The following is a 13,702-nucleotide window of genomic DNA, read 5'->3' as shown; positions in this document are numbered from 1 at the left end:
GGGGCGGACAGCATGTATCCAGCATCCAGGGAGGACTTTGGCATGACTTATCAGGAACCGATCCACGACGTGGCCCAGCTTGCCCATGTGGAAATCTATTCGCCGGACGTGGATGCCACCGTCTGGTTCTTCCGCGATCTGCTCGGCATGAGCGTCGCAGGGCGCGAGGGCAATTCGGTGCATATGCGCGCCTATGAGGATTTCTATCACCATTCGCTGACCATCACCCACCGCGACAAGCCGGGGCTGGGCCATATCGGCTGGCGTTCGCTGTCGCCGCAGGCGCTGGAGCGCCGCGCCGCCGCGGTGGAGAAGACCGGGCTTGGCCGGGGCTGGATCGAAGGCGCCACGGGCCATGGCAAGGCTTATGAGTTCACCTCGCCCGACGGCCACCTGAACCGGATCTTCTGGGATGTGGATTACGCGGAGATCCCCGAGGAGGACCGCTCCTGCCTGCTCAACCGTCCGCAGAAACGCCCGCTTCAGGGCGTGCCGGTGCGCCGGCTGGACCATGTGAACATCATGACCTCGGACGTCTCCGAGACCCGCGGTTTCTATGAGGATGCGCTGGGCTTCCGCACCCGCGAGAACATCGTTCTCGGCGGCGAAGAGGCGGGCGCCTGGATGAGCGTCAGCCCGCTGGTGCACGAGATCGCCTGTATGAAGGACCGCTCGGGCGCCAAGGGCCGCTTCCACCATGTGGCCTTCTGGTACGGGCTGCCGCAGCATCTCAACGACATCGCCGATGTCTTTGCCGAACGCGGCATCCAGGTCGAGGCCGGCCCGGGCAAGCACGGCATCAGCCAGGCGATGTTCATGTATGTCTACGAACCCGGCGGCAACCGTGTCGAACTGTTCGGCGACTGCGGCTATCTGATCTTCGATCCGGCCTGGAAGACCCGCACCTGGACCGAGGAAAATCTCGATCAGGGCGTGATCTTCTACGGCTCGCCGGTGCCGCAGGAATTCTTCCTCTACGGCACGCCCGACATGCCGCAAGCCGCCGCGGCGGCGGAATGACCGGAGCCGGAGGAAACGCCATGAAGGATCACGTCACAGAGGTCAGCCCCTTCACCGGGGCGGAATTCCTCGACAGCCTCCAGGACGGGCGGTCGGTCTATATCCACGGCGAGAAGGTGAAGGACGTGGTGAACCACCCCGCCTTCCGCAACTCGGCCCGGATGATCGCGCGCTGGTACGACCGGCTGCACGAGAAGAAGGACCAGATCGGGGTCTGCACCGACACCGGCGAGGGAAGCTGGACGCACCCGTTCTACAAGGGCGCGAAATCGGTCGAGGAACTGGTCGCGGGCCGCGACGCCATCGCCGAGACCCAGCGTGCCGCCTATGGCTGGATGGGCCGGGCGCCGGATTACAAGGCGGCCTTTCTGGGTACGCTGGGCGCCAACGCGGATTTCTACGGCGAGTACAAGCAAAACGCGCTCGACTGGTACAAGAAGGCGCAGGAGCGGGTGGTCTACTGGAACCACGCCATCGTGAACCCGCCCATCGACCGGCATCTGTCGATCGAAGAGGCCGGCGATGTCTTCATGCATGTGGAGAAAGAGACCGACGCCGGCGTGGTGGTCTCGGGCGCCAAGGTGGTGGCCACCGGCTCGGCCCTGACGCATGCGAATTTCGTCGCCCATTACGGCGTGCCCATCAAGGACAAGAAATTCGCGCTGATCTTCACCGCGCCCATCGGCTCGGAGGGGATCAAGCTCATCAGCCGGGCGTCCTACGAGCTGAATTCGGCGGTGATGGGCTCGCCCTTCGATTACCCGCTGTCCTCGCGGCTCGACGAGAACGACGCGATCCTCGTCTTCGACAAGGTGCTGGTCCCCTGGGAGAACATCTTTGTCTATGGCGATGTCGAGGCGGTGAACGCTTTTGTCCCGGCCTCGGGCTTTGCGCCGCGCTTCACCCTGCACGGGGTGACCCGGCTGGCGGTGAAGCTCGATTTCATCGCGGGGCTGTTCTCCAAGGCGCTCGATGCCACGGGGGCGGGGGGCTTTCGCGGGCCGCAGACGGCGGTGGGCGAGGTCATCGCCTGGCGCAACCTGTTCTGGGGGCTCTCGGATGCCATGGTCAAGAGCGGCACGCCCTGGGCCGGGACAGACGGGTTCTATCAGCCCAATATGAATTACGGGGCGGCCTACCGTGTCTTCGCGCCCATGGCCTATACCCGCATCAAGGAGTTGATCGAGCGCCATGTGGCCTCGGGGCTGATCTACCTGCCATCCTCGGCCAAGGATTTCCAGAGCGCCGAACTGCGGCCCTATCTCGACCGCTTCGTGCGCGGTTCGAACGGGATCCTGGCGGTGGACCGGGTGAAGCTGCTGAAGCTGCTCTGGGATGCGATGGGCTCGGAATTCGGCGGCCGGCACCAGCTTTACGAGATGAACTATGCCGGGAACTACGAGGGCATCCGGGTCGAGACCCTGATGGGCGCCCAGGCGACCGGCGATCTCGAGGCGATGCGCGGGATCGTGGACAGCTACATGGCCGAATACGATCTCTCGGGCTGGCTGGCGCCGGACATGGTCAATCCGTGGGACGTGAACCGGATCGGCGAGAGCTTCCAGCCCGCCTGAGGCGGCGCCATGCGGCGGGCGGCGCAAGCGCCGCCCGCGCTTTCGAACGGCGAGGGAGGAGACCATGCTGGGAGAGTATTCCGGGAGCCGCACCGAAGTGATGCCCGAAGGGCTGCTGGACCTGCCGGGCTCGGTGGTGACGATCGGCGCCTTCGACGGCGTGCATCGCGGCCATCAGGCGCTGATCCGCAAGACGGTGGCGCGGGCGCAGGCGCTGGGTCTGCCTGCGGTGGTCTGGACCTTCGATCCGCCGCCGAAAGTGTTCTTCGCCGGGCTCGAACAACTCTCCCGGCTCGACGACAAGCTGGCGCGGATCGGGTTGCTTTCGCCCGATTACATCGTCGTTGCCTCCTTTACCGAGACCTATCGCAAGCGCAGCGCGGAGGCGTTTCTGGAGGTGCTGGGGCGGCTTCGCCCCGCCGAGGTCCATGTCGGCGGCGATTTTCGTTTCGGCGCGCAGCAGGCGGGCGACGTGGCGCTGCTGTCGCAGCGGTTTCCGGTCGTGCCCTTCGCGCCGGTCTGCTGCGCCGGGGAGGAGGTCGTCTCGTCCTCGCGCATCCGCAGGCTGCGCGCCGAGGGCCGGCGCGACCTGGCCGACAGGCTGCATGGCAGTCCGGGGACCGGCGCGCTGCTGGCCGGGCGGCTGGTGCTGGACCAGACAAAATACGCAGGAGACCCGGATGTCTGACACCATCGACCCCCGCGCGCTGCGCGACGCCTGCGGGCGGTTTGCCACCGGCGTGACGGTGATCACCACCACCGACGAGAACGGCGATCACGGGATGACGGCAAACGCCTTCATGTCGGTCTCGCTCGATCCGCCGCTCATCAGCATCTCGCTCGACAACGGGTCGCGGATGCTCGGGAAGGTGCGGGCCGCGGGCCGTTACGCGGTCAATATCCTGGCCGAAGGCATGGAGAACGTGGCGCTGCATTTCGCCGGGCGCCCCGATCCCGACCTGGGCGCGCTGCTCGAGATCAAGCACGGGCTGCCGGTGGTGCCGGGGGCCTCGGTCCAGCTTTTCGCCGATGTCGCGGCCGAGGTGCCGGCGGGCGATCATACGCTGTTTATCGGCCGGGTGCGCGAGATCGACCACGCGGCGGGACAGGCCCCGCTGCTGTTCTACTCGGGGCGGTTTCAGGCGCTGCGCGAAACCGCCTAGGTGGCGCGCCGGCCCGCAAAAGGGCCGGTTTTGTGGTCTGAGGGCCGGCAGAGCGCCGGGAAGGGCCGTGAGGGCGGCAAAAACTGTTTACTTCGCTGCGAAACGGGTTCAATCCGGGATCCTCACTGGAAAGGTGTCGGGCTCGCTGCATGGGGCGGGACCGTCTGCAAGGATTGGCCCATGGAGCAAAGCAAGTCCGGCAGCAGAGAGATCAGCGATCTCGGAGCGCGGCTCAAGGCCGAGCGGCGCGGGCGCGGGATGACGCTCAAGGATCTGGCCGAGCGGGTGGGCTGCTCTGTGTCGATGCTGTCGAAGATCGAGAACGATCAGGCGTCGCCGTCGCTCAAGACATTGCATCAGATCACTTCGGCGCTGGACACCTCGATCGTGCGGCTCTTTACCGAGGCCGATGGCGCCTCGGTCAATCTTTACCGCCAGGGCGAGCGGCCTTCGGTCATGCTGCGGCGCAAGATCAACAGCCCGGCGATTTCCATCGAGCGGCTGTCGCCGACCTATTCCGACACGCTGCTCGACGCGAATATCCACAATCTGGAGCCGGGCGCGGACAGCGGCGGGGATATTCAGCACGAGGGCGAAGAGATCGGCTATGTGCTGGAAGGCGCCGCCGAACTGACGGTGGACGGGCAGGTCTATCAACTGGTGCAGGGGGACTCGTTCTATTTCTCCTCGCACCTGCCGCATCGCTACCGCAACATCCACGACGGCAAGACGCGGATCCTCTGGGTGGCGACACCGGCGACGTTCTGAGCGGTTGCCGCGCCGCGTCTATCGGCTCTCCAGATACTCGGCGGCAAGGCTCAGCACCCGGTCTTCGCGCATCCGGTGGCCGATGATCTGCAACCCGATGGGCAGGCCCGTGGCGCTGCGGCCGCAGGGCACCGAGGCCGCCGGCAGGCCCAGCAGGCTGATCGCGTAGCAGCCCAGCAGGATGTCCCAGTAATTCTCCAGCGGCTGACCGGGGAGTTCGGTGGGGAAGGGCGCGCCCAGCCGGAACGGGTGGCCGCCCATGGTCGGCGCCAGCAGAATGTCATAGCCCTGCATGGCCTCTGTCAGAACGCGCCACCAGGCCGAACGTGCGCGCTCGGCCTCGGCGACCATCGGCAGGGTTGTCGCGCTGGCGGTCTCGATCTGTGCGCGAAGCTGGTCCGAGACAGAGCCCTCGGGCGCGTCGCGCAGATGGCCGAAGCGGGCGGCGATGGCAAAGGCACGGGTGCCGGGGATCGCCTTGCGGATCTCGGAAAGATCGGGACGGACCCGCTCGACGCGGTGACCGCACGCGGCCAGGTGATCCGCTGCCGCCGCGACGACGGCGGCGATCTCGGGGTCGAGCGGCAGCAGCCCCTCGAAGAAACACAGCCCGATGCGCAGCCGCGGCGGCGTGGCGGGCAGATCCCAGAACCCGGCCTCGGGCGCGGGCAGCGAGATCGGGTCGAAGGGATGCGGCCCCGCGAGCACCGACATCATCAGCGCCAGATCGCGCGGATCGCGCGCCATGGGCCCCTGCACATGGCTGGTCAGCGTGTCCCAGGCGAATTCCGCCGGCACCAGCGGCACGCGGCCGGGCGTCGGGCGCAGCCCGCAGATCCCGCACCAGGCCGAGGGGATGCGCACCGAGCCTCCGAAATCGGTGCCAAGCCCGATGGGGGCCATGCCCGCGCCCACGGCGGCGCCGGTGCCGCCGCTCGATCCGCCGGGGCTGTAGGCGGGGTTCGCCGGGTTGCGGGTGGGGCCGAACAGCAGGTTGTTGGTGTCGGGGCTGGTGGCGAATTCCGAGGTGTTGGTCTTGCCGATAAGCAGCGCGCCGGCGGCTTTCAGCCGCTGCACGCTGGCCGCATCCTCCTGCGGGATGTGTTCGGCCATCGACAGCGACCCGTAGGTGGTGCGCAGCCCGGCGGTGGGCAGGTTGTCCTTGACCACCAGCGGCACGCCTTCCAGCGGCCGCGCCGGGGCTCCCCGGTCGAGCCGCGCCTGCGCCTCGGCGACCTCGCTTTCGAGCCGGGGGTTGAGTGTGACGATGGCGTTCAACTCGGGGTTCCGCGCCGCCACCCGGTCGAGATGCGCGCCGATCACCTCGGCAATCGTCACCTCGCCGCGCGCGACCTGCGCGGCGATGACCCGGGCCGGGCGCGCGGTGAGCGGATCGCCGGTCATCACAACGCCGACTCGAGCCAGAGCGCGGCGGCCACCAGCCGGGCGTCCTGAAGCGGGCCGCTCACCAGTTGCACCCCAAGCGGCAGCCCGGCGGGGCCGGTGCCGCTGGGCAGGTGCAGGGCCGGGCCGCCGAGCAAGGTCCAGACCTTGTTGAAATGCGGATTGCCCGTGCCTTCCGAGATGAGCGGTGCCTCGCCATGGGCGCTGAGCGTAAGCAGCACATCGTAGTCTTGCAAGTCGTCCAGCAGGATCCGGGCCGCGGCCTGGGCGGTCTTCAGCGCGGCGAAATAGCTGTCTCCCGAGATCTTGGCACCCTCTTCGAGATAGAGCCGCAGGGCCGTGCTGAGCAGGGCGGATTTCTCGCGCCGCTCATAGGCCAGCGCGCGGGCGCCCTCATAGGCCATGATGGTGTTCTGCGCCTGTTGCAGCGCCTGCCAGTCGGCGCGGGTCTCGAAGGCCGAGACCTGCGCACCGGCGGCCGAGGCGCGCGCGGCCACGCGCTCCAGCTCGGCGATGGCGGCATCGTCGGCAAGCGCGTGGTCCGGCGTGGTCCAGACGGCGATGCGCGGCGCCGCGGCGCGTTCCGGCGAGATCAGGTCGGCGCGTTCGGCCATGGCGCCGACGAAACACGCGGCCTCGGCCACGGAGCGGGCGAAGCCGCCGATCGTGTCGAGGCTTTCGCCAAAGAGCGACAGGCCGCTGCGGCTGATCGTGCCGAAGCTGGGCTTGAAGCCCACCACGCCGCAGAACGCGGCGGGGCGGATGACCGAGCCGGCGGTCTGGGTGGCGGTGGCGAGCGTTGCGCCCCCCGCCGCCACCGTCGCCGCCGAGCCGCTGGAGGATCCGCCCGGCGTATGCAGGAGGTTGTGCGGGTTGCGGGTGGGGCCCGCCGTCATATGGGCGAATTCCGTGGTCACGGTCTTGCCGATGATCAGCCCGCCGGCGGCGCGGATCGCCGAGACGGCGGCGGCATCGCGCCGGGGGCGGTGGCCGCCATAGATCGCCGAGCCGTAGCCGGTGGGCATATCGGCGGTGTCGAACACGTCCTTGACCGCGATCACATGGCCGCTGAGCGGGCCGGCGAGGCCGCTGGCCTCGATGCGCCGCGCCTCGGCGAGCGCCGCGTCGCGGTCGAGAAAGGCATAGGCCAGCAGATCCGTTTCGCGGTTTTCAATGCGTTCAAGTGCGGATTCGGTCAGATCAACGGCAGTCATGTAATCAATCGGTCCAGTCTTTTTATGGTCAACGGCGCCCGTCCGGGCGCGGGGCGCGCCGGGGGCTAGAGGAGCGATAGGCGCGTTCGGCGTGAGGCGTCCATGAAAATTTGAATGTAGTGAAAATTTTCTGGGCTCCGTGAACCTAAAGCGGTCAAATTTGAATATTACTCAAATATTGGTGGGTAAATTTTAAGCATTCAGAACATGGGATGCGACGTGGAGGCGGCTTTTCTTTGGTTCGGCGCGTTTCCTGCGTTCCTTGAGGATATTCACTCACAGAAGTGGAATGAAATTCAACAATGGAGAGGTCGAAGATGTCGTTTTTCTCAACCAAAGGCCGCGCGCTGCGGGCGGTCATCGCCGGGGCGGCGCTGGCGGTCGGTGCCATGCCCGCGCTGGCGCAGGACAGTTTCAAATGGACCGTGCAGACCGCCTATGCGGCGGGCGACGACCTGCACCTGACCTTCGTCGAACTGGCCAAGAAGATCGAGGCCATGTCCGGCGGGCGTCTGGTGCTGGAAGTGAGCCCGGGCGGCGCCTTCGTGCCCGCCTTCGACGTGCTCGACGCGGTCAATGACGGGGTGATCGACGCCGCGGGCGGCGACGGCGATTACTGGGTCGGCAAGCACCCGGCGGGCAGCCTCTTTGCCTCGGCGCCGGGCTATGGCATGCCCTCCATCGACCTGATGGGGTGGATGGAATACGGCGGCGGCAAGGAGCTGTTCACCTCCTACATCACCGAGACGCTCCGCTATACCAACACCGTGCCCTTCCTCATCAGCCCGGCGCAGGCGCAGCCCTTCGGCTGGTTCGAGGCGCCGATCAACTCGGTCGAGGACATCCAGGGCCTGAAGTTCCGCACCCCGGGCCTGCCGGTGGACGTGATGCGCGAGATGGGCGCCGCGGTGGTCACCGTTCCGGGCTCGGAAGTGGTGCCGGCGCTGGAGCAGGGCGTGATCTCGGCGGCGGAATATTTCGGCCCCAAGGCCGACATGATCCTGGGCCTGCCCGATGTCCGCAAGACCTACATGATGCCGAGCTACCTTCAGATCGGCCTGGTGCAGAACTTCTTTGTCAGCAAGGAGCGCTGGGACGAGCTGCCCGAGGATCTCAAGGCCATCGTGACCTATGCGGTCATGGCGGAATCGGCCGATTTCTACTGGCGCGGGCTGAACGAGAACTCCAAGGCGCTCAAGCAGATGGAAGAAGAGATGGGCGTCACCGTCGCGGAAACCCCGCGTGAGGTGATGGAAGCGCAGCTCAAGGCGTGGACGGCGGTGCTCGACCGCTATGCCGCCGAGGACGCGTTCTTTGCCTCGGTCCTGGCTTCGCAGAAAGAGTTCGCCGACCGGGCGGTGGCGCTGAAGGCGCGCATCAACCCGCCGCTGGACATCGCGCTCGAAACCTTCGGCTTCGGAGAATGAGCCTGTGCCGGGGGTGACCCCGGCACGGCACGCATTGTCTCGCCGGGCCGTTTCGGCCCGGCGAACCCGCTGACACAGACACCCAAGACGCGGACGCGACCCGGCCGCATCCAATGGAGACGAGATGACTTCCAAGGACGAGGATCTCGACGAGCTCGAGCATATCCTGCTGACCAGCGACGAGGATCTGCCAGACATCGAGAAGATGCGGCTGCCACCGCTGCACCTGCCGCAACCCGCGCGCCGCATCGTGATGGCGCTCGACAATTTCGCCGACCGCTTCGGGGTCCTGCTGTCCTGGCTGGTGCTGGCGCTGGTGGTCGTCGTGGTGACGGAATCGATCCGCCGCTACGTCTTCAACGCGCCGAGCATCTGGGGCTACGACATGAGCTATATGCTCTATGGCACCATCTTCATGCTGGGCGCGGCGCTGACGCTACGCTTTCAGGGCCATATCCGGACCGATCTGTTCTTCAAGGACTGGTCGCCGCGTACCCAGGCGGCGGTGGATCTGGTCTTTTACGTCGCGCTGTTCTTTCCGGGGCTGGTGTTCTTCTTCTGGGCGGGCTTCGAGAAGGCGCTGAGTTCGTTCCTGATCTCCGAACGCGCCGCCGCCAGCTTCTGGCGCCCGATCCTCTGGCCCTACCGGGCCGTCATCCCCCTGACCGCGCTGTTGCTGGTGGTTCAGGGCATCTCCGAGGTCATCAAGGCCTGGTATCAATTCAAGACCGGAAAGACATCATGAGCTTTGGCGTCATCCTAGGCTTCGCGCAGCTTCTGGCGCTGCTGACGGGCATTTTTGCGGGCTTCCCGATCGCCTTCACGCTGATCGTCCTGACTGTGGTTTTCGGCTTTGTCGGGCTGGGCGAGCGCGCCTTCGACATCATGGTCTATCAGGCCTGGGGCGTGATGGGGACCGAGACGCTGGCCGCGGTGCCGCTGTTCATCTTCATGGGGTACATGCTGGAACAGGCCGGCATCATGGAGCGGCTGTTCCGGGGCTTTCAGTTCACCCTCGCGCGGGTGCCCGGCGCGCTTTACATCGGGGTGCTGCTGACCGCGACGATCTTTGCCACCGCCACCGGGATCATCGGGGCCTCGGTCACGCTGATCGGGATGCTGGCGGCGCCGGTGATGACCAAGGCGAAATACGATCCCGCGCTTTCGGCCGGGACGATCACCGCCGGCGGCACGCTGGGCGTGCTGATTCCGCCCTCGGTCATGCTGGTGGTGCTGGGGCCGGTGGCGGGGGTGTCGATCCCCAAGCTCTTTGCCGCCTGCATCCTGCCCGGCCTGCTGATCACCGCGCTGTTTCTGGGCTATACGCTGATCCGCTGTTTCATCAACCCGTCGCTGGGTCCGGCCATGCCCGAGGACGAGCGGCCCGAGAACTGGCGCGTCGCGGTCAAGGAGCTGGTGGTGGGCATGGTGCCGATGCTGGCGCTGATCGGTGCCACGCTGGGCAGCATCCTGACCGGTGTCGCCACCCCGACCGAGGGCGCCGGGATGGGCGCGGCGGGATCGCTGATCCTGACCGTTGCCTATGGGCGCTTCAATCTGCACCGGCTTCAGATGGCGATGTTCCAGACGGTGATCGTGTCGAGCATGATCCTGTTCCTGCTGATGGCGTCGAACATGTTCGGCGCGGTCTTCAACCGGCTGGGTACGGGGCCGTGGATCGCCAATGTCATGGTCGCCATGGATCTGCCGCCCATGGGCGTGGTGCTGGCGCTGATGCTGGTGGTGTTCCTGCTGGGCTGGCCGCTGGAATGGGCGCCCATCGTGTTCATCTTCCTGCCGATCTTCCTGCCCATCGTGGAGGAGGCGAATCTCGATCTGCTGTGGATCAGCACGCTGATCGCGGTGAATCTGCAAACCGCCTTCCTCTCGCCACCGGTGGCGATGGCGGCCTATTATCTCAAGGCGGTGGCGCCGCAATGGGAGCTGAAGCAGATCTATAGCGGCATGTTCCAGTTCGTCGGCCTCCAGGTCGTGGCGCTGATCCTGGTGCTGCTCTTCCCCGAGATCGCGCTCTGGCTGCCGCGGGTGATGTTCGACTGATCCACCGGCCTTCACGCGCCGCCGGAGACCTTCGGGTCTTCGGCGGCGCTGTCTTTTGAGCGGTGCAGGGGGCTGTCACGAAACCGTCGCGCGGCGCGGCTATCGGGGCCGAAAGACAGGAGGCCAGCATGGCGCTTTCGGCATTCACCGCTCCGGGCCGGTTCTGGCGGGGCAATCTGCACACCCATTCCGACCGCTCCGACGGCTGCCTGAGCCCCGAAGAGGTCTGCCGGCGCTACCGGGCGGAAGGTTACGATTTCATCGCCCTCACCGATCATTTCATCGGCGCCTATGGTTATCCGATCACCGACACGCAGCCCTTTCGCAAAGATGCCTTCACCACGATCCTGGGCGCCGAACTGCATTCCGGCGCCATGACGAACGGTGAGCTGTGGCACATTCTCGCCGTGGGTCTGCCCGAGGATTTCGCGGCGCCGCATGCGCCGGGATTCCATCCGGTGGCGGGTCAGGAGAGCGGGCCGGAGATCGCGGCGCGGGCGCGCGCGGCGGGGGCCTTTGTGGCCATCGCGCATCCGCAATGGTCGGGGCTGACGCCGGAGGATGCGCGCAGCATCGAGGCGGCCCATGCGGTGGAGATCTACAACCACGGCTGCGCCACCGGCTGCGACCGGGCGGACGGGGCGCATACCGCCGATCTGCTGCTGAGCGCGGGGCGGCGGCTGACACTGATCGCCACGGATGACGCGCATTTCACCGAGCCCGACCATTTCGGCGGCTGGGTGATGGTGAAGGCCGAGGCGAATGAGCCCGCGCTGCTGCTGGAGGCGCTGAAGCGCGGCGATTTCTACTCCAGCCAGGGGCCGGAGCTGCGCGGGGTGACGCTTGGCGAGGATGCCGTGCGGGTGGAAAGTTCGGCGGTCGCGACGGTGATCGTGCAGGGGCACGGGTCCGCGGCAGCGGCGGTGCATGGCGCGTCGATGACCTGCGCCGAGGTGCCGCTGGAGCGGTTCCGCAACAGCCCGTGGCTGCGGGTGACGGTGATCGACCGGGCGGGCAAGCGGGCGTGGTCGAACCCGGTCTGGCGGTAAACGCCTTTGGGGACTGGTGGGCAGGATTGCCCACCCTACGGATCTGATCCGACCCGATCCGGATCCTCCGTGTTTGTCGTCTGCCGCGACCCTTCCGGTCTTGGCGCTTGATCCCAGCCCCCCTTGGCCCGGAACAGAGCGTGGCGCGCCGCCGGGCCCAGCGGTGATGCATCCGGCGAGCTGCCGCTTTGGGAACCTCAGCGCCGAGTTGTGAGATCCTTCGGATCTGGCAGGGATGAAACCGGGGATTCCACGCTCAGGGCGGTCTCCCACGGGCCGCCGCCGGGCCCGGCTCGCGTTGCGTTCATTCTGTGCCCGCGATCCGGGCTCACCCCTCCTCGGGCACCATCTGGATATAGCCGGTCGGACATTCCTGCGCGCAGAGCCCGCAGCCTTTGCAGTAATCCAGATCGAAGAGATAATGCGAGCCGTCGCTGGCCAGCTCCTGCGTCTTGATCACCGCGTTGTCGGGGCAGAAGGTCCAGCAATTGTCGCAGGCGAGGCAATTGCCGCAGGAAAGACAGCGCTGCGCTTCGGCGAGCGCGGCGGTGCGCCCGATGTCGCCCTCGATCTCGCTGTCGAAATCCCGCGCCGCCGCCGGCAGTTTCGGCACATGCGGCCGCGCACCGCCGCCGTAGTAGCGGGGGTTGAGCTGTGGCGCCTCCAGCACCGGGCGCGCGTCCGAGACCGGCACCTCGCCCGCCAGCCGCAGCGCCAGCGCCTCTGCCGCGCGGCGCCCGTCGCCGATGGCGGCGGCCACGGTGCCGCTTTGCCCCGAGGCGTCGCCGATGGCGTAAACATTCGGGCGCGAGAGCGACCCCCAGCTATCGGCCGGGCGCAGATAGCCGCGCTCCAGCAGCCCCTCCAGCCCCTCGGGATCGACCCGTTCGCCGATGCAGGGGATCACCATATCGGCGGGCAGGATGCGTTCCGTGCCCTCGAAGGCCACGCGATGGGTGCGCCCGTCGCCGCCCGGCAGCTTGCGCAGCGAGACGACCTCGACCCCGGTCACCTTGCTGCCCTTCATGATCAGCCGTCCGACGGTGGCGTGGTCGATGATCTCGACCCCTTCCTCCAGCGCCTCCTCCAGTTCGCGTGGCACCACGTTGATAAGATCGCCCGGCGCGGTGTTCGGTCCCGGCAGGCCGGAGGCGGTGACTAGCGTCACATGTTCGCTGCCCGCACGTTTCATCAGCCGGCAGAGATCCATCGCGGTGTTGCCGCCGCCATGCACGATGACCCGCTGCGCCTCGGGGAAGGAGCCGTGATCCATGAACTCGCGCAGGAGCGCCAGCCCCTCGCGGTGGTCGGTGGGCACGGCGCCCGCCACGTCCCATTCCTTGCCCTCCTGGCAGCCGGGGGCCAGCAGCACGGCGGCATAGCGCGAGGACAGCTCGTCGAGCGAGACATCGCGCCCGAGCCGGGCGCGCAGGGTGAGCGTGAGGCCGGGCAGGGCGAGCAGCCGCTCAAGCTCGGCATCTAGCGCGGCGCGGGGCAGACGGGTCGGCGGGATGGCCGAGCGCAGCAGCCCGCCGGGCTGCGGCGCCGCCTCGAAGATCTCGGCTTTGAGCCCCAGCCGCAGGCAGTGATAGGCGGCGGAGAGCCCGCCGGGGCCCGCGCCGACGATGGCCACCACGGGGGCATCCCCGGCGGGCGCTTCCAGCGGATATGCCCAGCCCTTGGCCACCGCCTCGTCACCCAGCCAGCGCTCGACATTGTGGATGGCAAGCGCGCCGTCCAGCGTGGCGCGGTTGCAGGCGCTTTCGCAAGGATGCGGGCAGACCCGGCCGGTCACGCCGGGCAGCGGGTTGGCGGCGACCAGCGCCTCCCAGGCGTCCTGCGCCCGGCCTTCCTGCAGAAGCGCGAACCAGGCCTGCTGGTCCTCGCCCGCCGGGCAGGCGGCGTGACAGGGCGCCTTGGCGTGCAGATGCACGGGCTTGTCGGTCGAGCGCCAGTTGCCGGTCTTGAAGTCGAGCGAGGCGCCGGCATAGCCCCAGGCGCCGCGTGTGAGCGTGGTCATGA

At 67.4% G+C, this 13,702-nt stretch carries 12 protein-coding genes; 9 read left to right on the top strand and 3 right to left on the bottom strand.

Annotated elements, in window-relative coordinates:
- Positions 1-42: 42 nt before the first annotated feature.
- From M4578_RS06145 to M4578_RS06125, 5 genes are all read left to right on the top strand, one after another.
- On the top strand, positions 43-1,020 hold the full coding sequence (locus M4578_RS06145) for a catechol 2,3-dioxygenase (RefSeq protein ID WP_258092580.1): 978 nt from the start codon (positions 43-45) through the stop codon (positions 1,018-1,020).
- Between the two features lie 20 nt (positions 1,021-1,040).
- Positions 1,041-2,594, top strand: a complete 1,554-nt coding sequence (locus M4578_RS06140) for a 4-hydroxyphenylacetate 3-hydroxylase N-terminal domain-containing protein (protein WP_258092579.1) — start codon at positions 1,041-1,043, stop codon at positions 2,592-2,594.
- Positions 2,595-2,658: 64 nt separating this feature from the next.
- Positions 2,659-3,282, top strand: coding sequence for an FAD synthetase (locus M4578_RS06135; RefSeq protein ID WP_258092578.1), 624 nt, complete (start codon positions 2,659-2,661; stop codon positions 3,280-3,282).
- Positions 3,275-3,757 (top strand): flavin reductase family protein, encoded by a 483-nt coding sequence (locus M4578_RS06130; RefSeq protein ID WP_258092577.1) that lies wholly within the window; start codon positions 3,275-3,277, stop codon positions 3,755-3,757. The genes M4578_RS06135 and M4578_RS06130 overlap by 8 nt, the downstream gene beginning before the upstream one ends.
- Before the next feature lie 180 nt (positions 3,758-3,937).
- Positions 3,938-4,525 carry a cupin domain-containing protein gene (locus M4578_RS06125; protein WP_258092576.1) on the top strand — a complete coding sequence of 196 codons (588 nt, stop codon included), beginning with the start codon at positions 3,938-3,940 and terminating at the stop codon, positions 4,523-4,525.
- Positions 4,526-4,543: 18 nt separating this feature from the next.
- Here M4578_RS06125 and M4578_RS06120 read toward each other — a convergent pair whose 3' ends face one another.
- Positions 4,544-5,929, bottom strand: a complete 1,386-nt coding sequence (locus M4578_RS06120; protein ID WP_258092575.1) for an amidase — start codon at positions 5,927-5,929, stop codon at positions 4,544-4,546.
- A complete protein-coding gene (locus M4578_RS06115; RefSeq protein WP_258092574.1) occupies positions 5,929-7,143 on the bottom strand; it encodes an amidase in 1,215 nt (404 codons plus the stop codon). The genes M4578_RS06120 and M4578_RS06115 overlap by 1 nt, the downstream gene beginning before the upstream one ends.
- Positions 7,144-7,460: 317 nt before the next feature.
- On the opposite strand from M4578_RS06115, the gene M4578_RS06110 reads away from it, so the two are divergent.
- The 4 genes from M4578_RS06110 (at position 7,461) to M4578_RS06095 (ending at position 11,680) form a co-directional block, all read left to right on the top strand.
- Positions 7,461-8,570: a TRAP transporter substrate-binding protein gene (locus M4578_RS06110; RefSeq protein WP_258092573.1), complete on the top strand. Its 1,110-nt coding sequence runs from the start codon at positions 7,461-7,463 to the stop codon at positions 8,568-8,570.
- 124 nt (positions 8,571-8,694) lie between these two features.
- Positions 8,695-9,315 (top strand): TRAP transporter small permease subunit, encoded by a 621-nt coding sequence (locus tag M4578_RS06105; protein ID WP_258092572.1) that lies wholly within the window; start codon positions 8,695-8,697, stop codon positions 9,313-9,315.
- Positions 9,312-10,631, top strand: coding sequence for a TRAP transporter large permease (locus M4578_RS06100; RefSeq protein ID WP_258092571.1), 1,320 nt, complete (start codon positions 9,312-9,314; stop codon positions 10,629-10,631). Before M4578_RS06105 ends, M4578_RS06100 begins: the two co-directional genes overlap by 4 nt.
- Before the next feature lie 128 nt (positions 10,632-10,759).
- On the top strand, positions 10,760-11,680 hold the full coding sequence (locus tag M4578_RS06095; protein WP_258092570.1) for a PHP domain-containing protein: 921 nt from the start codon (positions 10,760-10,762) through the stop codon (positions 11,678-11,680).
- 328 nt (positions 11,681-12,008) lie between these two features.
- Here the strand turns inward: M4578_RS06095 and M4578_RS06090 are convergent, their stop codons facing one another.
- Positions 12,009-13,700 carry an FAD-dependent oxidoreductase gene (locus M4578_RS06090; RefSeq protein WP_258092569.1) on the bottom strand — a complete coding sequence of 564 codons (1,692 nt, stop codon included), beginning with the start codon at positions 13,698-13,700 and terminating at the stop codon, positions 12,009-12,011.
- Positions 13,701-13,702: the final 2 nt, after the last annotated feature.

The sequence above is a fragment of the Salipiger pentaromativorans genome (assembly GCF_024721115.1).
GTDB classification, from domain to species: domain Bacteria; phylum Pseudomonadota; class Alphaproteobacteria; order Rhodobacterales; family Rhodobacteraceae; genus Salipiger; species Salipiger pentaromativorans.
The sequence above is the reverse complement of the archived record's forward strand: the minus strand, read 5'-3'. Positions and strand labels throughout refer to the sequence as shown.